The sequence below is a fragment of the Flavitalea antarctica genome (assembly GCF_054461535.1).
Genome location: NZ_JBTLQG010000009.1, coordinates 1 through 22,580, shown reverse-complemented (window position 1 = coordinate 22,580; position 22,580 = coordinate 1). Strand labels below are relative to the sequence as shown.

Annotated in this window: 19 protein-coding genes and 1 tRNA gene; 9 read left to right on the top strand and 11 right to left on the bottom strand. The window is 44.4% G+C overall.

The features are described 5' to 3' along the window. Positions 1-33: 33 nt before the first annotated feature. Positions 34-1,281 (bottom strand): transcription termination factor NusA, encoded by a 1,248-nt coding sequence (nusA, locus tag ACX0G7_RS10860; RefSeq protein ID WP_458923490.1) that lies wholly within the window; start codon positions 1,279-1,281, stop codon positions 34-36. Positions 1,282-1,445: 164 nt separating this feature from the next. Further along, positions 1,446-1,934 (bottom strand): ribosome assembly cofactor RimP, encoded by a 489-nt coding sequence (gene rimP, locus ACX0G7_RS10855; protein ID WP_458923489.1) that lies wholly within the window; start codon positions 1,932-1,934, stop codon positions 1,446-1,448. A gap of 154 nt (positions 1,935-2,088) precedes the next feature. On the opposite strand from rimP, the gene ACX0G7_RS10850 reads away from it, so the two are divergent. The 3 genes from ACX0G7_RS10850 to ACX0G7_RS10840 all read left to right on the top strand — a co-directional run bounded on the left by ACX0G7_RS10850 (position 2,089) and on the right by ACX0G7_RS10840 (position 3,589). Beyond that, entirely contained in the window at positions 2,089-2,463 is a 375-nt protein-coding gene (locus tag ACX0G7_RS10850) for a hypothetical protein (RefSeq protein ID WP_458923488.1), read from the top strand. 343 nt (positions 2,464-2,806) lie between these two features. Next, on the top strand, positions 2,807-3,130 hold the full coding sequence (locus ACX0G7_RS10845; RefSeq protein ID WP_458923487.1) for a hypothetical protein: 324 nt from the start codon (positions 2,807-2,809) through the stop codon (positions 3,128-3,130). A gap of 99 nt (positions 3,131-3,229) precedes the next feature. Next, on the top strand, positions 3,230-3,589 hold the full coding sequence (locus tag ACX0G7_RS10840) for a hypothetical protein (RefSeq protein WP_458923486.1): 360 nt from the start codon (positions 3,230-3,232) through the stop codon (positions 3,587-3,589). Between the two features lie 183 nt (positions 3,590-3,772). Here the strand turns inward: ACX0G7_RS10840 and ACX0G7_RS10835 are convergent, their stop codons facing one another. The 9 genes from ACX0G7_RS10835 to ACX0G7_RS10795 all read right to left on the bottom strand — a co-directional run bounded on the left by ACX0G7_RS10835 (position 3,773) and on the right by ACX0G7_RS10795 (position 16,170). After that, positions 3,773-4,387, bottom strand: coding sequence for an HAD family hydrolase (locus ACX0G7_RS10835; RefSeq protein ID WP_458923485.1), 615 nt, complete (start codon positions 4,385-4,387; stop codon positions 3,773-3,775). Between the two features lie 139 nt (positions 4,388-4,526). Then, entirely contained in the window at positions 4,527-5,189 is a 663-nt protein-coding gene (locus ACX0G7_RS10830; protein WP_458923484.1) for a GDSL-type esterase/lipase family protein, read from the bottom strand. 87 nt (positions 5,190-5,276) lie between these two features. Then, on the bottom strand, positions 5,277-6,626 hold the full coding sequence (locus ACX0G7_RS10825) for a glucoamylase family protein (protein WP_458923483.1): 1,350 nt from the start codon (positions 6,624-6,626) through the stop codon (positions 5,277-5,279). 94 nt (positions 6,627-6,720) lie between these two features. Beyond that, positions 6,721-8,433, bottom strand: coding sequence for a glucoamylase family protein (locus ACX0G7_RS10820; protein ID WP_458923482.1), 1,713 nt, complete (start codon positions 8,431-8,433; stop codon positions 6,721-6,723). Continuing rightward, positions 8,423-9,337: a LamG domain-containing protein gene (locus ACX0G7_RS10815; RefSeq protein WP_458923481.1), complete on the bottom strand. Its 915-nt coding sequence runs from the start codon at positions 9,335-9,337 to the stop codon at positions 8,423-8,425. The genes ACX0G7_RS10820 and ACX0G7_RS10815 overlap by 11 nt, the downstream gene beginning before the upstream one ends. 26 nt (positions 9,338-9,363) lie before the next feature. Further along, complete coding sequence (locus ACX0G7_RS10810; RefSeq protein WP_458923480.1) at positions 9,364-10,842, bottom strand: RagB/SusD family nutrient uptake outer membrane protein; 1,479 nt, start codon at positions 10,840-10,842, stop codon at positions 9,364-9,366. A 16-nt stretch (positions 10,843-10,858) separates the two neighbouring features. Beyond that, positions 10,859-14,182, bottom strand: a complete 3,324-nt coding sequence (locus ACX0G7_RS10805; RefSeq protein WP_458923479.1) for a TonB-dependent receptor — start codon at positions 14,180-14,182, stop codon at positions 10,859-10,861. Between the two features lie 224 nt (positions 14,183-14,406). Beyond that, positions 14,407-15,477 (bottom strand): FecR family protein, encoded by a 1,071-nt coding sequence (locus ACX0G7_RS10800; RefSeq protein WP_458923478.1) that lies wholly within the window; start codon positions 15,475-15,477, stop codon positions 14,407-14,409. Between the two features lie 99 nt (positions 15,478-15,576). Then, entirely contained in the window at positions 15,577-16,170 is a 594-nt protein-coding gene (locus ACX0G7_RS10795; protein ID WP_458923477.1) for an RNA polymerase sigma-70 factor, read from the bottom strand. A gap of 196 nt (positions 16,171-16,366) precedes the next feature. On the opposite strand from ACX0G7_RS10795, the gene ACX0G7_RS10790 reads away from it, so the two are divergent. The 6 genes from ACX0G7_RS10790 (at position 16,367) to ACX0G7_RS10765 (ending at position 22,310) form a co-directional block, all read left to right on the top strand. Continuing rightward, positions 16,367-16,443 (top strand) — tRNA-Ile (locus ACX0G7_RS10790). A 187-nt stretch (positions 16,444-16,630) separates the two neighbouring features. Next, positions 16,631-17,419, top strand: a complete 789-nt coding sequence (locus ACX0G7_RS10785; RefSeq protein WP_458923476.1) for an outer membrane beta-barrel protein — start codon at positions 16,631-16,633, stop codon at positions 17,417-17,419. Between the two features lie 88 nt (positions 17,420-17,507). After that, a complete protein-coding gene (gene hflX / locus ACX0G7_RS10780) occupies positions 17,508-18,695 on the top strand; it encodes a GTPase HflX (protein ID WP_458923475.1) in 1,188 nt (395 codons plus the stop codon). A gap of 403 nt (positions 18,696-19,098) precedes the next feature. Further along, positions 19,099-19,434, top strand: a complete 336-nt coding sequence (locus ACX0G7_RS10775) for a Rieske (2Fe-2S) protein (protein ID WP_458923474.1) — start codon at positions 19,099-19,101, stop codon at positions 19,432-19,434. 425 nt (positions 19,435-19,859) lie between these two features. Next, entirely contained in the window at positions 19,860-20,483 is a 624-nt protein-coding gene (locus ACX0G7_RS10770; protein ID WP_458923473.1) for a phosphatase PAP2 family protein, read from the top strand. A gap of 195 nt (positions 20,484-20,678) precedes the next feature. After that, positions 20,679-22,310: an ArnT family glycosyltransferase gene (locus ACX0G7_RS10765; RefSeq protein WP_458923472.1), complete on the top strand. Its 1,632-nt coding sequence runs from the start codon at positions 20,679-20,681 to the stop codon at positions 22,308-22,310. Positions 22,311-22,580 lie beyond the last annotated feature (270 nt).

Below are 22,580 nucleotides of genomic sequence, written 5' to 3'. Positions count from 1 at the left end.
AACTTATCACACCAGCACAAGTACCTGGCGGGATTAGCCCTGTTCAAACTCTTCTTTCAATACCTTTCTGACTTCGTCAATAGTGACTCTTTCCAGGTCGGTTCTTCTTTCAAGTTCGTCAGCGGTAAGATCTAATACACTACGTGCAGTATCGCAACCGATTCTTTTAAATTCTTCAATAACCCATCCTTCAATTTCATCGGCAAATTCGTCGAGGTTGATATCAAATTCCTGGGTTTCGCCTTCTGTATCGCGGTAAACATCAATACTATAACCGGTCAATTCCTGGGCCAGCTTTATGTTGACGCCTTTTTTGCCAATTGCCAGTGAAACCTGGTCAGGCTTAAGGTATACATTGGCTTGTTTCTTTTCATTCTCCAGCTCCATGCTGGTAATTTTGGAAGGTGTTAAAGAGCGTTGGATCAGTAACTGGGTGTTGTTTGTCCAGTTTATGACATCGATGTTTTCATTTTTCAGTTCACGAACTATGCCATGAATCCGGCTTCCTTTCATCCCTACACAGGCACCTACCGGGTCTATACGGTCATCATATGATTCCACCGCAACTTTAGCTCTTTCACCTGGCTCGCGAACGATCTTTTTTATTACAATTAGTCCATCGAAAATCTCCGGAACTTCTATTTCCAGCAATTTAGCTAAAAAAGAAGGGGAAGTACGGGAAAGGATGATTACCGGTGAGTTATTTTTTAATTCGACTTTTTTAACAACAGCGCGGGTGCTTTCACCTTTTTTGAAATAATCCTGTGGGATTTGTTCGGACTTAGGCAAAATAAGTTCATTTCCTTCTTCATCCAGCAATAATATTTCTTTTTTCCAAACCTGGTACACCTCCGCACTGATGATATCACCTACCCTGTCACCATATTTTTTAACAAGCACATTCTTTTTCAGGTCGCTGATACGGCTGGCGAGCGTTTGTTTAGCAGCCAGGATCGCACGACGGCCAAAATCCATGATATTGATCTCTTCATAAAGTTCTTCACCTACCTCAAAATCCGGTGCAACTTTCACGGCGTCCTTATACGCCACTTCAGTCAGCGGGTCCGTAACTTCTCCGTCCTGCACAATCATGCGCCGGCGAACGATTTCAAGGTCACCTTTCTCTGCATTCACGATGACGTCAAAATTGTCGTCACTCCCGAATTTTTTTCTGAGAAGCGTCTTGAAAACGTCTTCTACCACTTTCATCATCGTTGGACGATCGATGTTTTCTGCTTCCTTGAACTCCTGGAAGGCCTCAATCAGGTTAATACTTGCCATTGTTGTTGTGATATTTTGAATTAATCATTGTTGTTTGTTTTACTAACTGTTATGAATCAGTGTACAAGGACAATATAGAATTGAAAATACTGGTAAGATGATGTTGTATGCTTTTAACTTTCGTTACCCTTAGTCATTATAACCCGGATGACTACCCGATTACATCAATTAAAGAGTACCTGGATCTTTGTTGATTTAATGTTTGCAAAAGGAATATTATGTTGAATAATCTCCTGCTTTTTTGAAGCCGGTCTTCCTTTAACAGCCTTACCGGTGGTCTCTTCCACGATAATTGATGCTTCTGCAGCATCCTTAAGTTTGCCTTCCACCCTGCTTCCGTCATTCATTAACACCTCCACTTCGCGGCCTATGTTCTTTTTATATTGTCTGAAGAGCTTCAGCGGTTCATCCAGTCCCGGGGAGGAAACCTCCAATGAAAAATCGTCATCCGGAAAAAGACCCGTCTCTTCGAACTGCTTGTAAAGCGCCCTGTTAAACATGATACATTTCTCAATCGAAATGCCCGCATCGCCGTCAAGGTAAACTTTTACGTTGTTTGTCGGCTTTATTTTTACCTCTACCAGAAAGTAGCCCGGATGTTCCGCAAGCAGCGTCCCGATCATGGTTTCAATTGTCTGTAACTGCGTTTCCATACTCATGAGAAATTAAGAAAGGGAACGCTTCCGTTCCCTTTCTCTTTGTCTTTTATCTATGCAAATCTACGGAAAACAATCAACATGACCAAGACCACGGGATTATTTTCTACCTTCAATCCTCACCAGGCAATAATCAATTAATCACGGAAATATGTCCCAACCGGAAAATCTCGGCTCATTTTTTTCTGAAAATAAGAAGCTTCTGTCAGACTATATAGAGACGCGGATTGCATTACTAAAGTTGCAATCGGTACGCACGCTGTCGAAAACTGCAGGTACGCTGATATGGTCCGTGGTTGCTATTTTGTTCGTGTTTATCATTATGATATTTGCCGGGCTGGTCCTTGGGTTCTGGTTTTCGGAACTCACAGGAAGTTACACCCGGGGATTCGGATTGGCGACCCTGGTCTTTATCCTGGTTTTCGTGATCATCACCTTGCTTCGAAAATCACTTTTTGTGAATCCGATGATCCAGAAAATCATTGCCCAATCAACTGATGAAAACGACCCCCGGGAGATAAGCTGATGGTTGGGTATTGTCTTACCTGAACAGGTGAGAGAAATGTTAAAACATCGCCGGGCTGAAATAATATGTTTGGTTGTACGACTTACTAAATACGATCGGCCGGCAAAAACTGTTATCAGTGGGTCAATGGTTAACGTTGCATTGGTGAGCCAGTGGCTAACGTGCGATTAGCGAGCCAGTCGCCAACATTCGATGATCGGGTTAGTCGCTAACTTTCGTTGATCGGGTTAGTCGCCAACATTCGCTTAGTGTGCCACCGGTCAGCCTTTGTTGGTGAACCATTGGCAAACAAACAGACGACAGGTAATAATCACAATGCAGCAAAAATCTAAAACAGGTTGTTATGCCGAATAATAAAATTCACAACGTTGAAACGCTGGAAAAAGCGATCGCAGAATTGGAGCTAAAAAAGAAATTGCTGGAACAGAAGCTGGATGCAAATGGTGAGCACCTGCAGAAAAACTTTATGTCGATGGCCTTCAAATCGGTGGTTCCAAAAAACAGTTTTGAGACCGGGCCAATCGCGGCAGCAGGGAATTTTCTCAAAAGTGAAAAACTTAAAGAGGGCTTCACGAAACTCGCGGGTTCGGTCACCGATATGGCCAGTGAGGGAATTGAATCTATTCTGAATAGGTTCAAGGGCCGTAAAGATGATAAGTCAGCCTGAAATGATCAGGGATTGCGCCTTAAAAAGGCCGGTTTGCCATTCATCGAATACGCTTGCTGTTAACAGTATTTTTCGAGCTCCTGTATTAACTTTACACGCATGGGACAGATTATTTTAGGCTTTATTGGTGCTTATCTTTTGTACAACTTTATTTTCAGGTTCCTGATTCCACTGATAAAGGTTACCAGGCAGGTCAGGCGCCAGGTACGCGACTTCCAACAACATGTAAACACCCGGCAGGGTGAATATCAACCTGGTGCCGGGGGCAACGGGGGATTTCAGCCTGGTGGCAGTGCTTCCGGTCATTATCAGTCGGGAGGTTTCCGGGTTGAAGACTTTGGAACACAATCAAGCGGTCCCACTTATGGGGGCACATCCGCTGGCTCATCGTCAGGCGCAGCCAGGCAGGAAACAAAACCTAAAAAAGACGATTACATCGATTTCGAAGAGATCAAATAAAGCTTCAATATCTGCAGCTGAAACTTCCTTATCTGCCCCAGGTTCATTGATGATCGGTTAAGGTTACTTCATAGGGTGTCATGAGCTATAAGAGCAAAACCCCGAACCCGGCCGCAGTTTTATTCTTATAGTGTTCTTTTCCTTTCTTATTGGTTTACTGGTTTCTCATTATACCCGGTGAGATCATAACAGGTCAAGATCCAGAATGGACTTTCCCGGCGTTACCTGGACCGCCTGCAATCCCGCTGCCCGTGCGCCTTCAACATTCGCAAGCATATCATCCACAAACAGGGTTTCAGCCGGGTTCAGACCCGCATCTTCGACCACGAACTCGAAAGATTCTTTGGTAGGTTTTCTGAGTTTGATTTCATGACTGTAGTATGTCTTTTCAAATAATTCGTCGAATACCGAATTTTCAAATGCATTACTAAAAGTCTGACGAAACGACTTCAGATGTATTGAATTTGTATTACTGAATAAAAACAGCCTGTACTTTTTCTTCAATTCCTTCAGGTATTCAATCCGCTCGGGAGGAAAGTCGAGCAGCATCGCGTTCCATGCGGCTATAGCGACATCATCACCATTTTTCTTTTTGGCAATCTTATGTATCTCGTTTACGAACTGGTCATCATCAATCAGCCCGACTTCATAATCCTTGATAAACGAAGTGACATTACCGCTGCCAAACATGTTTTTGAAGTCTTCAAAACCAAGTGCTGTAAATGCTTTCTCGGCTGCTGAAAAATCAAGATTTATAATGACTCCGCCCAGATCGAAAATGATGTTCTTAATTGACATAGGTGCTGAATAAAGAATTTAAATGAATGATCAATGCTCCGCGAATTTATGCGGTTATGTGCTTAGTGACAAGTCATGTTTTAATTAAAATATCAACCCATCGTGAAAATCGCGGCAATGGTGATAATCTTTTTCATTTTTATTTCTTCAACACGGGCCTGATCGCTTCCTGCCAGATATCATATCCCCTGGGGCTCATATGCAGGCTGTCGCTGACAAAAAGATCAGGCATAGGCATTTGTTGTGAGTTCAGCATTTTTGAATAAACGTCTACATAAGCAGCATTTTTGTCTTTTGACAAAAGCTGCTTTATTTGTTCGTTTGCTTTTATAACTACATCTCTTACACTCACACGGCTGGGGCTTGGCTTCATAGATACAAATACAACCGATGCCTTTGGAAGGCGCTTACGTATCATCTTGTATAATGTGTTGAAACGATTCGTAATGGTATCTGCCGTTATTGTAGTGTCGCCGGCGGCATCATTTTCTCCGCAATAGATAACAACCTGTTTAGGTTTGTATTTAAAAATCACGTCATCAGCATAACGTATCACATCAGGAAGTGAAGAACCGCCAAACCCCCTGTTGATAACGGTATAGCCGGGAAAACGACTTTCCATGTCTGTCCACCTGGTGAACGATGAACTACCCGTAAACACAATCGCATTTTTAGGTGGTTTTGAAATACTGTCCTGGCTTTTAAAGTTTTGAATATCATCATAGAAAGGCGGTTTCTGGGCCACAACTGAAAGGCCGCAAGTCAAAATCAGAAAAATAACTACTGAGAATCTTGTATACATAAGCGGTATTTGAGTAACAAATCTTATCATCTTACATCGTCGAAGCCGAATCGTTTATCACCTGTTATAACAGGCTCGGCTTACATGTCATTTCAACTGAGGACTTTCAAAGCCAAGTTTTTTTAATCCTTTCTGAATTTCAGGGATTCCCATAAACAACTTCCATAACAGACCGCTACGATGGTTTTCAATCATTACAATGATCGGACCCTGGTCAATGGCCAGATGTGAATCAGCATACCAGTTTTGGGTTTCATTGAAGGCATCTACAAATCCATATTCGCTCCATATCTTATCACCGTGGTCGTTGTAAAAATGCCTGAGTGCCTGCATTGAATATTCCGGCGTGTAAGGAAATGCTGATAGTGCAGCTGTCGGGGAGATGGTACCAAAATCATTATCCGGTGAATGTGCATTGTAACCGTTGTATGTATCGCTTGCTGTAAGTCCCCAGCAGTTCGGGCCATAGCCCTTGAAACCTTTCGGATTGCGCACACAGTGTTCGCGGTTAATAAGTGTATGATTTTTGTTTTGCTCCCAGTAGTCGGCATATTGATCTTTCAGGCCCCGGGGATCAAGTCCCAGGAATGAATAGTGTGAAAAGAACAATGGACCACCATAGTCGAAGCCGAGCGGCAGCTTTATACCGTAAAACTCTTTGCCATTCTTAAAGAAATTACTTTGTGCCCACCCGCGATGATAAACCGAGGCTGGAACGGGATAACGTTCACCGGCAGCCGCAAGTACATACATGATAAGGCATTCGTTAAACCCACGTACGGGAAAGTTCATGGCCCAACCATTGTTCGGGCTCCAGTGCCAGTACAACACTTCCTGTCCCCCCTGTGTGAACCAGTTCCATTCAACTTCATTCCAAAGCCAGCCAATGCGTCTCCGCAGTTCTGACTCCACCGGGTTTTCCTGGTTGTAATATTCCCTCGCACAAAGCAGTCCCTGGAATAAATAAGAGCTTTCTACCAGGTCGGCCCCATCGTCTTTGCGACTAAAGGGAATCGTTTTACCCGTGGCTCCATTGAGCCAGTGCGCATAAACACCATGATAAGCGTCGGCCTTTGCAAGGAAACGCACCATCTTCAAAAGAAACTTTGCAGCAGTATCCCTGCTGATCCATTTTCTATCGGTTGCAACGATAACTGCCATGACGCCAAATCCCGTTCCGCCACTTGTTACCACCTCGGCACCATAGTCAAAAGAAGTGTTGCTTCTTTCACGCGCCATTCCACTTACCGGATGGGCAAAATCCCAGAAGTAGCGAAAGGTTTGTTTCTGAACGAGATCAAGTAACTGCTCATCGGTCAGATTTTTTTGTATTGCCGGTCTTGCTACCTGTCCACTTTTGACTGCTTGCTTTTTCTGAGCTGAAGCAGAGAAGAGCAACAGTATACAAGTCACAACTAAGGTAATCTGCCTGTTCATACATCATGAGTTTTCATATCAAATCGCAATAAGATATGGGTGAAAGGGATAGTTTTCTGATAATTTGGAGGCTTGATACAGACCCGGGGTTTGATTAATAACTGAACCCCAGCCGGGTAAGCCCTGACTTTACTTCCGGACAACTCATAAAAAGATTCCACAATAATCCACTTCTATAGTTTTCAATCATTATGATCTGCGGTCCCTGGTCAATAGCCAGGAATGATTCTGCGAACCATAGCTCATGCAGGTTAAAGGCATCCGTAAAACCGTAATCTTTCCAGATCCTGTCGCCCAGTTTATAATAAAAGAACCTTAACGCATTCATGGATTCCGCGGGTGTATAGGGGATTGAGGAAATCGCAGCAGTTGGTGAGATAACCCCCGGATCGTTTGTTGGAGAATGAGCTCCATAGCCAGAGATATTATCGTCACTAGCTGTAAGCCCCCAGCACAACCCGCTATAGCCATTAAAACTTTTGGGATTGGTTCTGCAATAATTATAATTGATCAGTGAGTGTGCTACATTCTGTTCCCAGTAATTCGCATAAGCATCTGTAAGTCCTTTTGGATTAATTCCCAGGAATGAATAGTGAGCAAAAAATAAAGGACCACCCAATGGCGGGCCGAGGGGTAATGTAGTTCCGAGATAGTTATTTCCGTTTTTCATGGACCCGTTAACGGCCCAGCCATTGTCGTATACTTCTTTGGGAATACCCCAGGTGGTGGAGGCTGCGGCGAGCACGTAAGTGATCAGTGCTTCATTCCAGCCCTGGATCTTCATATTCATATCCCAATTGAACTGGGGGCTCCAGTGCCAGTACAATACATTTTCATTACCCTTCCTGAACCATGACCATTCCACCCTGTTCCAGAGCTCATTGATGTCTGTGCGCAGTTTTGTTTCTGTTGCATCACTGCCATTGAAATATTGCCGCGCAGTGAGTAAACCCTGCATCAGGAGGGAAGTTTCCACCAGGTCGGCACCATTGTCTTTCTGGCTGAATGGTATCGTAACACCCGAATTACCGTTTATAAAATGAGCAAAAGCTCCATGATATGAAGTTGCTTTGGTCTTTAAAAAATCAACGATCAGTGCTGTCCTGGTTAAACCTTCCGCACGGGTAATAAAGTTTCGGTGTATTGCCGTAACAATTGCCATCACACCCATACCTGTACCACCCGTTGTAACAATATCAGGGTTCTGGTTCCGGTCTCGTATCATTCCACTAACAGGATGGGCAAAGTCCCAAAAAAACCGGAATGTCCGTTGCTGTACCAGGGTTAGTAAAGCCTCATCTGAAATCAGTGGAAATTTATCAGTGGAATCAATAGCCGTTGTAAGCCGGACCGTTATTGCTGTTTGCAACAGACCGCCGGCTTTGGATCGGAGATCATTACCAACTGTGAGGTCATACTGAGTCAACGGGCCGAGCTCGGATGTTGGTGTCACCACCATGGTACTATCGTTGTTTTCAAATGAAGTACTAAAGGCAGCCGGGGCACCAGCTTTGGATCTCATGCTGATGCTTGACGGTGCTGTACTACTGTTAAGGGGAGCCGAAAATGAAAACTTCAACACTGGTTTGCGGTTAATATTATGATATACATAGCCGTTAAAAAGCCCATTAACCCTAAGTCCCGAGAATAACAAAGATGCCGTTGCGGGAGGTGGTGTAACCGGCGTGGGATCGTCATCACCACCTTTCCCACATGAAAAGAGAATTAACGTCCCAAGCAGGAAAGCATAGAGCCGGAGGTACAAGACTGATGAGTTATGTGATTTCGATGGTGATCTATCTTCCAAGTCCTTCTAATTTAAATAACGCATTCACATCCCCTGAAGACAACGCCTTGTCGTAAATCCTGAATTCATCAAGTATACCAGTAAAACTCTGAGCCCAGGTTTGTGCGCTTGCTGAAGTGGTCATACTGGGAGTTGTCTGAAACTGGAAGGTCCCGAAAACCATTTGCGTTGCGTTGACAAACTTTATCGGTCCGTATAGTAGTGTACTTGTTGCCGGATCATCACCCCTTAACTTTGGACCTTTTGTGTTTGCAGGATTTCCGGCGGAGTTGACCCCAATAGATTGACCATTTGCATAGAGATTGAATACAGAAGTCGTACCATCATATGTAGCAGCGATATGTATCCATTTATTAATTGCTCCCCCGATTTTGGCATCAATGAATTGTCCCTTCCATTTCACATTATCATTATTGATATGCACTTTCATAAAGGCTGTATCCGGGTTTGGTACATTGTTCTGCGCATAGGGCTCCATGTAAACGTCAAGGCTTCCCCAAAAGTCCTTGTTATTGTTTAAGGCAAATAATCCCGCTGCTGCCCCGGTTTGTTGTGGAGTGTTCATCCAGAAGGCAATGGTGAAGCTTTGCAGCGAGACAATCTTTGCAGGGGCGGCCTCAACCAAAGCGTATCCGCTGGCTGCACCTTTAAGGCCCTGGCCTTTCTTACCAGCTGCAAAGGTGACGGATTTAGCAGTGGCCGAGGCGCCTCCGACACTGTCATTCAGCCCACCTTCAAATGCCCAGTGAGCCACACGGTTTTCAGTTCCGACCTCCGCAGAGCTGTTATAGCCCCCTATCGGGCGCTCCGGCGCATATTCCTCCATGTCTTTCTCACATGCAATTATCAGGGTGGTTGTTGCTGTTACCATGAGCATCCCGGATATATAATGTCTGAGTTTCATAAATCAAAAGTTTTAGTTTGTGATGATTAGTAGCCGGGATTTTGCGTCAGTTTTCCTGCACTCAGGTCGATTTCAGCTTGAGGTATGGGTATAAGTTCATTTTTCCCAGCTTTGAACCCTTTGGGTCCGAATACCTGCTCGCCGCGGCCCTGCCTGATCACATCAAAGAAACGGTCAAATTCCATGGCCAGTTCAACACGACGTTCATTCCATATCGCTGTTCGTAAGGTTGCCTGGTCGTTCGCAGTGATATCAGGTAAGATAGCCGGATTCCCTCCCCTCGCGCGCGCGCGAACACGATTGAGTGAGGTCCTTGCCTGGGCAAGATTATTTAGTTCATTGGCAGCTTCTGCGTTCATGAGCAATATTTCTGCAAAACGCATGACCCTGATATTCTGCTCTGCGCCTTCGCTACATTCAACATACCTGCTGAAAGGCACATAAGACTTTTGGTTGAACCTGGGATTATCACCGATTGCCGGGATGAGGTCACCCTGGGGGGTTGTTTCTCCGCGGAATATGATCGTTGCATCACGACGGGGATCGTTAGGTTCATAAGCGGCTGCGAGTTCAGCAGTTGGCACGTTAAAACCCCATCCTCCACCACGAGTACCTTTCACACCTTGCACCTGCGAATATTGAGAGTTGGAAGCATCACAATTACCCGGTAAGTAGGTTGCCTGGATTTCGAAGACCGACTCTACGCTATTCTCATTTTCCACCCGGAACAATTTCTCATAATTCGGGAAAAGGTCATATCCCATGGTCATTACCTGGTTCGTGAGAGAGAGTACATCAGCCCATTTTTTCTGATACATGGCGACCTTGGCATGCATGCCCAGCGCCGCGCCTTTTGTTATACTTCCGATTTCTGTGGGAGCGTAACTCTGGGGAAGAACGGCTGCTGCCTCAGTGAGATCTTTTTCTATTGCTGCATATACTTCAGCCCTGGGAGTACGCGGAATGTTATATTCTGTTGCATCAGCCGGCACCTTTAGCCGCAGCGGCACATCACCGAACGCACGCACCAGGCGGAAATAAGAATATGCACGAACAAACTTAGCTTCTGCCAGGATCCTGGATTTTAATGCCTCATCCATAGTTATCCCGGGCACATTATCCAGTATCTGGTTGGCGAAATTTACGTTCTGATATTGTCCTTTCCAGAAGTCCAGCGTCTGTCCCTCGGTAGCCGTATGCGTAAAGTTGTCGTAGTTATTGTGAAATGCTGCATCACCGGGAGTGCTGCCTTTTTCTGCTTCGTCCGACCCCATGCTCTCAACGGCGATAGGTGCGAAGGCAACATTGGTCCATCCCCTGAGGTTCCCGTACATGGCATTTTTTGCCTGTATGGCATGTTCCTGGGTTTTCCAGAATTCCTGGCTCGGTTGCTTTCCCTGGGGGTCAACCTCAAGGAAATCCTTGCTGCAACCTGTCTGAAGGATCAAACCGGTGAGCAGGCCAAGCCCCGCAATTTTACTTATATATTTATTGAAACTTTTCATAATTGAATTTTTGTCGTTAGAAAGTAACATTCACACCAAAATTGTAAGTGGCATACAATGGATATACGTTAATGTCGATCCCTGCGTTCGTTGGAGTACCTCCGACTTCAGGACTAAATCCACTGTACTTAAACCAGTTTACGGGATTTTGTGCATTTACATAAACCCGGAAGCGATTGATCTTCCAGCGGTTGGTCAGACTGGCTGGTAATGTGTAACCGAGCTGAACATTCCTGATGCGGAGATAGCTTCCATCCTCAACGTAGTAGGAACTTGGGTCAAGATTATTCCCGGTTGTATTTGCAGAAGGGAAAGTATTGGAAGTGCCTTCGCCCCGCCAGCGTTTATCAAAAAATTCCTGTGTATAGTTCTCATTTCCATAACGAACATTCTGCGTGCCGTTATAAACGTCTACATCTGCCACTCCCTGGAAGTCTAACATCAGGTCGAATTCTTTGTAGGTCCAGTTTGTATTCAGCCCGAAGTTGTAACGTGGGTTTGGATTTCCAAGCACAACACGGTCAAGTGCACTGATCTGTCCGTCAGGTTTTCCCTGCGAACCGCTGACATCTGCAAAAATGAAATCTCCTGGTTTTGCATTCGGCACATGCACAGTTGAGTTGATCTGTGCCTGGTTCTGAAATATTCCAACAACCTGGTACCCCATGAATTGCCCGATCGGCTGTCCGACTACTGTCCTGGTGGTACTGTTGCCAGCCACGGTACCTGCACCTCCCGCAAATATTGGGTTAGCGCCCGTGGTGGTGGACAACACTTTATTATCATTGATACTTAAGTTGGCTCCAACGCTATAACTGAAATCTTCATTGATATTGTCTTTCCAGTTAACCGTAAATTCATAACCCTGGTTCTGGAAAGTTGCCTGGTTTGCAATGATATTACCGGTCCCAGTTCCGATTGAACCAAGAACAGGCAGATCAAATATTGCCTGCTCGGTTTTACGGTTATAAAATCCGGCTTCCACAAATAAACGACTATCCAGAAAGGCCATCTCAAGCCCAATGTCGGTGCCCACACCGCGTTCCCAGTATGTGGTAGGAGGTACAATGCTGTTTACACTTGCACCTGTAGCAGGAACTGATGGCTGGCCGAAAAATGCAGACAGTTGCGGTGTTTGAGTCACTGTGAGTATAGACAGGTTTGAAGGTACAGCGGCGTTTCCCACCTTTCCCCATGATCCCCGGAGTTTAAGGTTATCAAAGATCTTCTGATTGGTCATAAAATCTTCCTGACTTATAACCCAACCCACACCAACGGAAGGGAAATACCCCCAACGTTCATCTCCAAAAAATTTCGACGATCCGTCAGCTCTCAAAGAAGCCGTCAACAGATATTTATCCATAAAGGCATAGTTCACACGACCGAAGTAAGAAGCTATGGTAGAAAGATCGCCTTCATCTGTTGCAGTGCTTGAACCGGTACTGCCTAACCGAAGATATAGATCGCCCCGGGTGTTAAAGGGCACATTCTGCGCGGTACCGGTCATCTTGTATGATTTGTAGCGTTGTGCACCCTGGCCCGCCAGCGCAGTTATATTATGGTCACCAAATCTTTTTGTGTACGTAAGTGTATTTTCAATGATCCAGTTCCTTGTATCGGCTCTTGAAACCGTTAGCTTGCTGACATTATTGTTTTGTATAGTTGTCGCATAATAAGCCGGTGCATACCCGAGTACTTCACCTTCGCCATACTCACCGCCGATACTGGTGCGGAAAGTCAGTTCTTTAAGGATCTTCAGTTCTGCAAAGACGTTGCCGGTCAGCCGGTAAGTTTTTGAACGTTGATTGAAAAAATCCAATGTAACCTGTGGATTTGAAAAATTACCTGTTGGATAATCACCCGGATCACCATAACTACCATCTGAATATTTAACCGGGATCACAGGAGGTGCAATAAATGCCTGGTAAAATATGTTTCCATTGATATCCCTTGAATCAATGCCCGCAGCTGTAATGGTATAGCCGACTTTTAGCTTATCGAAAATCTGGAAGTCGTTTTGGAAACGGCCGGTGAAGCGGTTAAAAGTATTTCCTTCCACATTACCCTCCTGCTTAAGATAACCTAAGGAAAGATTGTAGGTCGATTTACCACCACCCCCGCTTACAGAAACCTGGTGATTGGTAATGAGGGCATCTCTCAGGATTACATTGTACCAATCGGTTCCTTCCTCAAAGTTGTCTGGATTAAGAACATTGCTTCCACCGTTAATCGTGGATTTTTCATTAGATAATATGGCGTATTCCTTTGCATTAGCCATCTCAACCCGGTTGGTAACCAACTGTGCCCCGATATGCCCGGAATAGTTGACGACTGCTTTACCTGACTTTCCTTTTTTGGTGCTGATCAAAACAACACCGTTGGCTGCACGAATACCATAAATAGCCTCACTGGAGGCATCTTTCAGGATATTCATACTTTCAATATCCGCAGGGTTCAGAAAGCTAATGTCATCAAACCAAACCCCGTCAACGACATATAATGGATTTGCACTTCCATAAACGGTGCCCAGCCCACGAATTCGAATTTGTGGCGAAGCACCCGGGGAGCCTGAATTTGTTATCTGCACACCGGCAACCCTTCCCTGTAAACCACTGATTGGATTTATTGATGGTTGCTTGCTGATATCTTCTCCACGCACTGTAGCTACTGCCCCTGTCACGTCGATTTTCCGCTGAGTTCCGTAACCGACAACAACGACCTGCTCAAGTTCCTTACCGCCTTCTGTGAGCACAACATCAATTGACGTTTTGCCGGCAGTGGAAATTTCCTGGTCCGCAAAACCTACATACGAAATGATAAGCACTGCCCCATCGGGAACGGTGATTGAAAAGCTGCCACTGGAATCGGTAGTTGTTCCGGCGTCGCTTCCTTTCACACGGACAGAAGCTCCCTGGACAGGCTCGCCAGCAGTATTAGTAACCCGGCCGGTAATTGTTGCCCTTACTATGTTTGTGTTCTGCGCTTTCAGCACTACGAGATTATTTTCCAGAAGCTCAAATGAAACGGAAGTGTTTTTGAAGAGCCTGGTCAGTACTGAAATCACATCTTCCTCAGAAGCAGTAATGGATACTTTGCCGTGGGCATTTAATAAACGCTGATTGTAGAGAAAACGATAGTCAGATTTTTTTTCGATAGCAGAGAGTACTTTCTTTATATCCGTAGACTGCATGTCAAGGCTGATCTTCGATTCAGGGGAAACGTGGGCTGAAACCTGGAGACATGTGGCCAAAATCATGACTGCAGTCAATTTCATAATGAACAGGCACTTCAACAGGCGATACTTTCCGGGTGACCCGGAAAAAATCATTTTTTTCTTCATATTTTAAGCATTGAGGCGTGAATAAATGGTAGGGCAACTTTCCGAGGGTCGCCGTACCGCACTAATCTGGCGGGAAATGTTAGCGCATTTCCCGTTTTTTATTTGTCAGGTAGAGTTCGATAACTTCATGAGGTTTCGTTTGTTAGTTTGATTAATTTATTTCCGGTTAGCATTTGCGGTTAGCCGGAAATTGTTTGTTGAGTTTTCATGATAACGGTGTCTGGTCATGGTGATGCGGGTGATATCGTAACGCCTGAAGGCCGGATCATATAATCAAAATCACCCGTGATGGAGAGAGCGTGTAATGCCTGTTGAATCGTTTCTTTTTCAAATATTCCGGTAAATCTTAAATCCTTTAAAAACTCCTTTTCAAACTCTATTTGAACTCCATACCATTTCTCCATTTTTGATGCGATGTCTACTAAAGCTTCATCCTGGAAAACCAGTTGGTTTTCTACCCATGAAGTTTCTATGATAATGCTGTCGGCTTGTTTAAAATGGGTAACATCCCTGATGGCCATGGCGGGTTCGTCCACAGATTTCCCCGCATTTTGCTTGTCCGGCCGGGGCACAGAATCGTTGGAGATAACAAGTTTTTGACTGGGACGGAGAATAATTTTCTTCCGGTCTCCCGCTGTTAGTCGTATTTCGAGACTTCCACTGATCAATGCCGCTTCGCTGGTTTCTTCACCCGGATAAGATTTAACATTAAAACTCGTACCAAGCACCCTGAGATCCATCCGGGGAGTATGAATGATGAATGGATTTGCAGAGTCTTTAACCACGATAAAATAAGCTTCACCTATAAGTTTAACTTCGCGGTTATCTTTTCCAAAACTTTCATTATAGGTGAGAGTTGTTTCTGCGTTTAGCCATACCCGTGAACCATCGGGCAATACCGTCTTTGTTTTCGAACCGTTTTTTGTTGAAATTTCACTCATCGCTGCAGCCTTTGTCGCATCGCGCTTCCGCGGCATCAGCAGGTAAGTGATCGTTAATATCGCAACAAGCGTTATGAAGTATGGAAGCAGGTTAACACTTCCTGCTTTATGTGTGAGAGGATGCGCATTTCTTAATCTTACCAGGTGTGCCTCATAAGCTGCCTCGCTTTCAGCATCCGGTTCTTCAGGATCCATATCATAGGTATCAGGAACCCATAGATCACTTATTGTTTGTAAGGGGAAATGTATATCTGGGTTAGTTCGTAGAAATTGTTCCAGCTCAGTTTGTTCTTCACTTGTTATTTCTCCTGCAAGTTTGCGGGCCATTAAAGTCCAGATCCGATCTCTTACCATATAGTTGACGTGTATGTATATGGAGACGCCTTCCGGTAGAATCTACCAAGCCAATGAAAAGAAAGATTGATGATGCCTTTCGGGACGCCTACTCTTTGGTCACGATTCTCTTGCAGGAGGCAAACTGGAACTAACGGTTCTTAGATCGAACTGTATGGATTCTGCTATTTTGCGGAGAGCAATAGCGAGCTGGTTATCTATGGTTTTTATGGAGATGTCAAGTATCTGGGCAATCTCTTTATATCTCAGGCGGTCCTCGCGTACCATCTTGTAAACAATCTTGCAGCGGGGTGGCAATGAGTCGATCGCTCTTTCGAGTTTTGACATCATTTCTGCAGTGATCATCAGCTCCTCCGGATCCTGCGTATTATTCTGAAGCTCTACATCAAGCTCATCGAGCCCGATCGGTGATAGCTTTTGTTGGGAGTGAAGATATCTCAGCGTATTATTTTTTGCACTTACATAGAGGTAGATCTTCAGGTTCCTGATCTCGTCAACATGTTTGCGGTTTTGCCAGATCTTAATAAAGACGTCTGAAACTATCTCTTCGGCTACCTCTCTTAATGACACAAATGATCCCGTGAAGTGAAGAAGCGGTTTATAAAACAGGTAAAAAAGCTGCCTGTACGCCGATTCGTCATCATATAAGGCTATTCGCCTTTGTAGCTCTAATAATTCTAAAGGAGTTGGCATCTGCAATCTTGCTTTATAGAGAACCCCTGTGAGTCTAAATAAGCCATATGCAAGTTAACTGAAAAAAATTATAAGATTTCTGTGTTTCCCTGCATGAATTTTTCTAATTTCGCAGACCTGCAAAAACTCAATTGCCTCATTTCTCTGTTTTTGCAGCGAGTTCTTTCTCGTTTTAAGGCTTTCAAAGCCAACTAATGGACCCTTAGCTCAGCTGGTTAGAGCATCTGACTCATAATCAGAGGGTCGCTGGATCGTGCCCAGCAGGGTCCACCAGGTATTGTCAGTTGTACAATTGCCGAATGTTAGGTAAGAACCGTTGCTTATTTAATATTGAATGCTGGTTATCAAAGGAGGTATGCCTCTTTCCGGTATTCAATATTAAACAGGCAATATTAAATTGAAATCTTCCTTAACAGTTCTTTAACCGGCTACAGGATACATTTGACAATCATTTATGTTTATGAAAAAATTACTTATTGCGTTCCTGCTGGCAGGTTCCGTTTCCCAATTGTCAGCTCAGGATTCACTTACTACTTCAGGTACCCAGGTTCAGGACTCCATCATCAAGGCCAACACACAACCAAAAAAGCAAAAAAAAGACTGGAGCAAAGTCAATATCGATAACCGCACCGGTGATCATTTCATTCTTCAGTTTGGTATGAATTTCTGGACAAAGGCTCCGGATTCAATTGCTATCAAGGGGTTTAACCGTACGTTCAATGCTCACCTGATGTATGATCTGCCTTTTAAAACCAACCCACGTTTCAGCGTGGCGCTTGGACTTGGCGTGGGCGTCGATAATACCTATTTTGATAAAGTAATCGTAGATATCACAGGTCGTAAAGCTAATAAACTCACTTTTGACGATGTGTCCGATACAACACATTTTAAAAAATACAAAGTGATGAATACCTACCTCGAGGTTCCGCTGGAACTCAGGTTTACTTCTAATCCCGAAAATTATAATAAGGCGTGGAAATTTGCGCTGGGCGCAAAGATCGGAACAATGGTTGGAGCTGTTGCAAAAGGAAAGACCTGGCAGAGCAGTTCGGGTGCAACTATCAATGCCTACACCGATAAAGAAAAATCAAAAAGATTTTTCAATAGTACGCGACTGGCGGTTACAGGCAGGCTCGGGTATGGAATCTTTAGTTTTTTTGCAGTTTACCAGGTTAATGCATTTATCAAGGAAGGTTTTGGCCCGGATATCAGACCCCTGCAAGTTGGAATTGCGATCAGCGGATTATAATGGTTCACCACACAATATCAAAAAAGCCGCATCTAATGATGTGGCTTTTTTATTGCAAAACGTACCTTCACAACAAATAATTTAAGTTTTGCTAGATAACAAAGTAGTTTACAAAGAGGAACAAGCGGTACTTGTGGGTCTTATTTATGGAACTCAAACGGAAGCGCAGGTCAAGGAATACCTTGAGGAGCTTGCGTTCCTGGCTCTTACGGCCGGTGCCACGACAGTGAAAAGATACATCCAGAAACTACCTCATCCTGACAGTCGCACGTTTATCGGAAAAGGCAAGTTGGAGGAGATCAAACAATATCTTGAAGGGAAAGATATTGGGCTGGTCATTTTTGATGATGAACTGACCGGTTCCCAGATCCAGAATATTGAAAAGATCCTGGACACAAAGGTGATCGACCGATCAGATCTTATCCTTGATATTTTTGCCCGGCGCGCACAAACCGCACAGGCGAAAACCCAGGTGGAACTTGCCCAGTATCAATACCTATTGCCAAGGCTGAAGGGGATGTGGAGCCACCTTGAGCGTTTAGGAGGGGGTATCGGAACCAGGGGACCGGGTGAAACGGAAATTGAAACTGACAGGCGGATCGTGAAAGAAAAAATCAGCCTGCTTCGTAAACGCCTCAGCGTCATCGACAAACAAGCGGCTGTGCAAAGACAGGAACGTGGTGAATTTATCCGGGTTGCCCTGGTTGGTTATACAAACGTCGGCAAGTCGACGATCATGAATCTTCTCAGCAAAAGCGAGGTATTCGCCGAGAACAAACTCTTCGCAACGCTGGATACAACTACCCGGAAAATTGTATACGAGACCACCCCATTCCTCTTAAGCGATACTGTAGGATTCATCCGCAAACTTCCGCATCACCTGGTTGAGAGCTTTAAGAGCACTCTTGATGAAGTCCGGGAGGCGGATATACTTTTGCATGTTGTAGATATTTCTCATCAACAATTCGAGGATCAGCTCGGGGTTGTAAACAGCACCCTTCAGGACATCAAAGCCTTCGACAAGCCAACCATCACCATCTTCAACAAGATGGACGTGTACGAGAAAAACACTTTCGACGAATGGCTTGAGCCCGAAGTAAAGCAGGAGATACTGAATGATCTGAAAGAAAAATGGCAGCGTGAAACCAACGGCAATGCTGTTTTCATCTCTGCCATAGAGAGAACAAATATCGACCAGTTGCGCCATGCTATCTTGTCAAAGGTGAGAGAACTCTATAAGATCCGCTATCCGTATAAGACAGAATTTTTATATTGATCAGAAGAAATAATGAATCATTTGTTCAATGTGATCAGATAACCTGACATCTGTATCTTATGACATCTGCGTTATGACAACTGTATCACATGACATCTGTATCACATCCCATCTGTCACGTGAAATTTGTATCACATGACATTTGTATGATCTGACGTCTTTCTGACCTGACATCTATATGCCCTGTCATCTGTATCACATGACATTTGTATCACATGACATTTCTAAGATCTGACATCGCATGCTCTGACATCTATATCCCCTAACCTATGATATATCATCTAACATATTATATATCATCTAATATCTTGCTTATCACCTTATTTCTTAGACAACCTGAAATCTTGCATATCAATCCTGCTTCCTTGCAAAAGATTACTTCCCGGAAAACCCAATCCTCCCGATGAGTGCCTGGTTCAAAGCAGTGGCGTCTGCGGACGAACTCATCGTCGGTCCCAATGGCATTGCTGTGATTGAGCTGCGCAGCAAAAAGATTTGCCTGGTGAAACAGGCCGACCAGTGGCATGGTTTTGCTTACACCTGTCCTCATGCGAGTGGCATTATGGCAAATGGCCACCTCGATGCAATGGGCAATATTGTTTGCCCGGTGCATCGGTACCGTTTCAGTCTAAAAAACGGTCGCAATACCAGTGGAGAAGGATATTATTTGAAAACCTACCCGGTTGAAGAGCGATCTGACGGATTGTATGTTTACATGTCGACGGGCCTGTTTAGTTGAGAATCACCAGTGTAAGAAAAATTCACATTTCTGTTAAGAATTCTCATCTGTTAAGAATTCTCATCTGTTGAGGATTCTCACATTAGTTGAGGATTGCTCGCTGATCTGTGCGTGTCTTTTTTACTTGAGCATTAAATGTTTAGGGAATCCTGAACAATCAACTAATTAGGCGTGTTTATCGTCCAGACAACAGCTTAAACTTCCAATTTGGAGAACAGAGTGTTTGCTTCACTAAAATTCTTGAGTCAAACTGAAGCCGGACATGACCGGTCAGTGCGGACCTTATGGCGGACATTAAATGAAAGTTAAGCTTGATGATGCGCTTTTTCCAGGAGTCAATCGTGCTTAAATTCGGGTATCCTCTGCAAATCCGTTAAACGCTCACGATCGCTGGTTGCCATAATTAAATTATTAAATTAATTGCTATGGGTATCTGGGAATGGATCATCAATGTGGACAAAGAGTTGTTTACGCTTATTCACGTTGAGGGTGCAGTGACGTTTTTGGATGGATTTATGAAGTTCCTCCGCCACCAGTACACCTGGATACCTTTATATGCATTCCTCCTATATTTCATTATTCGGTACGGTAAAAAACAAGCTCTCCCTTTTATTGTTATTACGGTTTTGTGTTTCGCAATTACGGATTACGCCAGTGCCAGCATTTTTAAGCCCATGCTGGGTCGATTAAGGCCCTGCCATGACCCGGAGCTGGCAGATGAGATCCGGGGCCTGGTCGGATGTGGTGGTGTATATTCATTTCCCTCTTCCCATGCATCAAATCATTTCGGGCTGGCTACATTCTGGTTTTTTGCAATTCAACGGATGGCAGCCAAAAAATGGTACTGGCTCTGGTTCTGGGCATTTATTATCTGTTATGCGCAGATTTACGTTGGAAAACATTATCCGCTTGATATTGCCGGAGGTGCGTTACTGGGTTTCATAACCGGTATGTTATGTTTCAGAATTTATGACAAATGGACCTCTCACCGCTCAGGGAGCACATCAAACCGCGATACTAATCTTGCCAACACCCGGAAATACGCTTAACAGCCTCTCAATTATGAAATAAGAAATGCACCTATGAGCTGCGAAATGCATTTATGGGATTTCAAATGAGCTTATGGATGCAAAAAGCTCATGAGATATCAAATGAGCTTATGGACACGAAATATGCTTATCAGATGCACAATGAGCTTCTTATAGATCGAACTAACGATCTTTGCCCGGAGAAAGTCATCCCATATGGACAAACAGCCTGACCAGGTTCAGTTCTCCCTTTTACTTAAGGTACTTATTGCGGTGGCGGTGTTTGCCAACTTTGCACCTTTATTTGTTACCATCATAGGTGGTGACGGAACCTTGTACGCGTCCATCGCCAAGACGATGGCGATTAACAACGACTATGTCAATCTGTACGCTGAAGGGCGCGACTGGCTCGATAAGCCGCACTTTCCATTTTGGGTGACAGCATTATTTTTTGAGATCTTCGGTATTCATGGCTGGTCCTATAAACTTCCTGGTATCCTTTTTTTGATGTTGGGCGCCTGGTACACCTATCTTTTCGCTAAAAAATTATACAATACAGAGACCGGTCTTCTGTCGGCCTTGATTCTCCTGACCGCGGAGCATATCCTTCTTTCCAGTAACGATGTCCGTGCTGAGCCATATCTGACCGGATTGATCATTGCTTCTGTTTATCATTTTGTCTGCCTTCAGGAACGTTACCGACTCCGCGACCTCTTGCTGGGAAGTTTGTTCGCCGGTTTTGCGGTGATGACGAAAGGCATATTTGCGCTCCTGCCAATAGGCGGCGCCATTGTTGGTCACCTGACCGTGACCGGCAACCTGCGTCAGCTGTTTCGAATACGTTGGTTAGCCGCAATCATTTGTACCGCGATATTTGTTCTTCCCGAGTTGGTCACGCTCTGGCTTCAGTTTGATCGGCACCCTGAAAAAGTCGTTTTCGGCCGGACCGGTGTTTCCGGGGTGCGGTTTTTCTTCTGGGATAGCCAGTTCGGACGATTCTTTAATACCGGGCCAATCAAGGGTAAAGGTGATCCTTCCTTCTTTATTCACACCTCTCTCTGGGCTTTCCTTCCCTGGAGCATTCTCATGTTCATAGCCGTTGGTAAGCGATTCAGTAAATTTCGGAAACCTGACCTTGAATGGTATAGTTTTTTCGCGGCGATACTGACGTTTTTACTCTTTTCCTTGTCGCGTTTTCAACTACCTCACTATCTTAATATCGTGTTTCCTTTTTTTGCAGTCATGACTGCCGATTACCTTTTGAAACTCGACCCGGGAGTTGCTATCAGGCGTGTACTCAGGCTACAGACCACCCTGATAATAATGCTGGTTCTGGGAGCGCTGGCATTGCAGATCTTTTATCAGCCTTCCCGGATTGGTTGGTTGGTAATTGCCGCTTCGATTGTGGCCTTAATACTGGTATTGAGGGCCAATAGCTTTGGAACCAGGCAGCGCATTATCGCCGTCTCCAGTGTTGGCATTATCGGCATCAACCTTTATCTGTTTTGGATCTTATATCCCGATCTATTAAAATATCAATCAGGCAGTGAAGCAGCATTTATCGCAAACACTCAATATCGGGGGGTGCCAGTGGTGCAATACAAACAGCACTCATATCCTTTGGAGTTCTATATCGATGCTCCCGTTTCCACTATTGATACATTATCTGCGATAGACAGCTTGCAACGTCCGTTGTTATTATATGTCGGTGAATCTGCTGATACATTGCTGGCGGGACCGGGAATTATTCTTCCAAACTTCAGGATCAGCAGGTTGAATGGAAAATTCATCAATAAAACCCGGAGAGCCGCCCAGCTGCAGTGGTCAAAACTGGAGTTGATTAAATAAAACAAGGCCGATCCTGTAAATAATTGAATTTTCATTTTGTAAAGAACTCAAAATCCTTATTTTTGCAACCCCAATTGATTGAGGTTGTCAACAATTGGAGATCATATTCCTCCTTAGCTCAGTTGGTTAGAGTCCCGCACGTGCGGGATTAATCAGAAGGGCAAAAGAGAATAACCAGTTAAAAACACAATTACATATTCCTCCTTAGCTCAGTTGGTTAGAGTCCCGCACGTGCGGGATTAATCAGAAGGGCAAAAGAGAATAACCAGT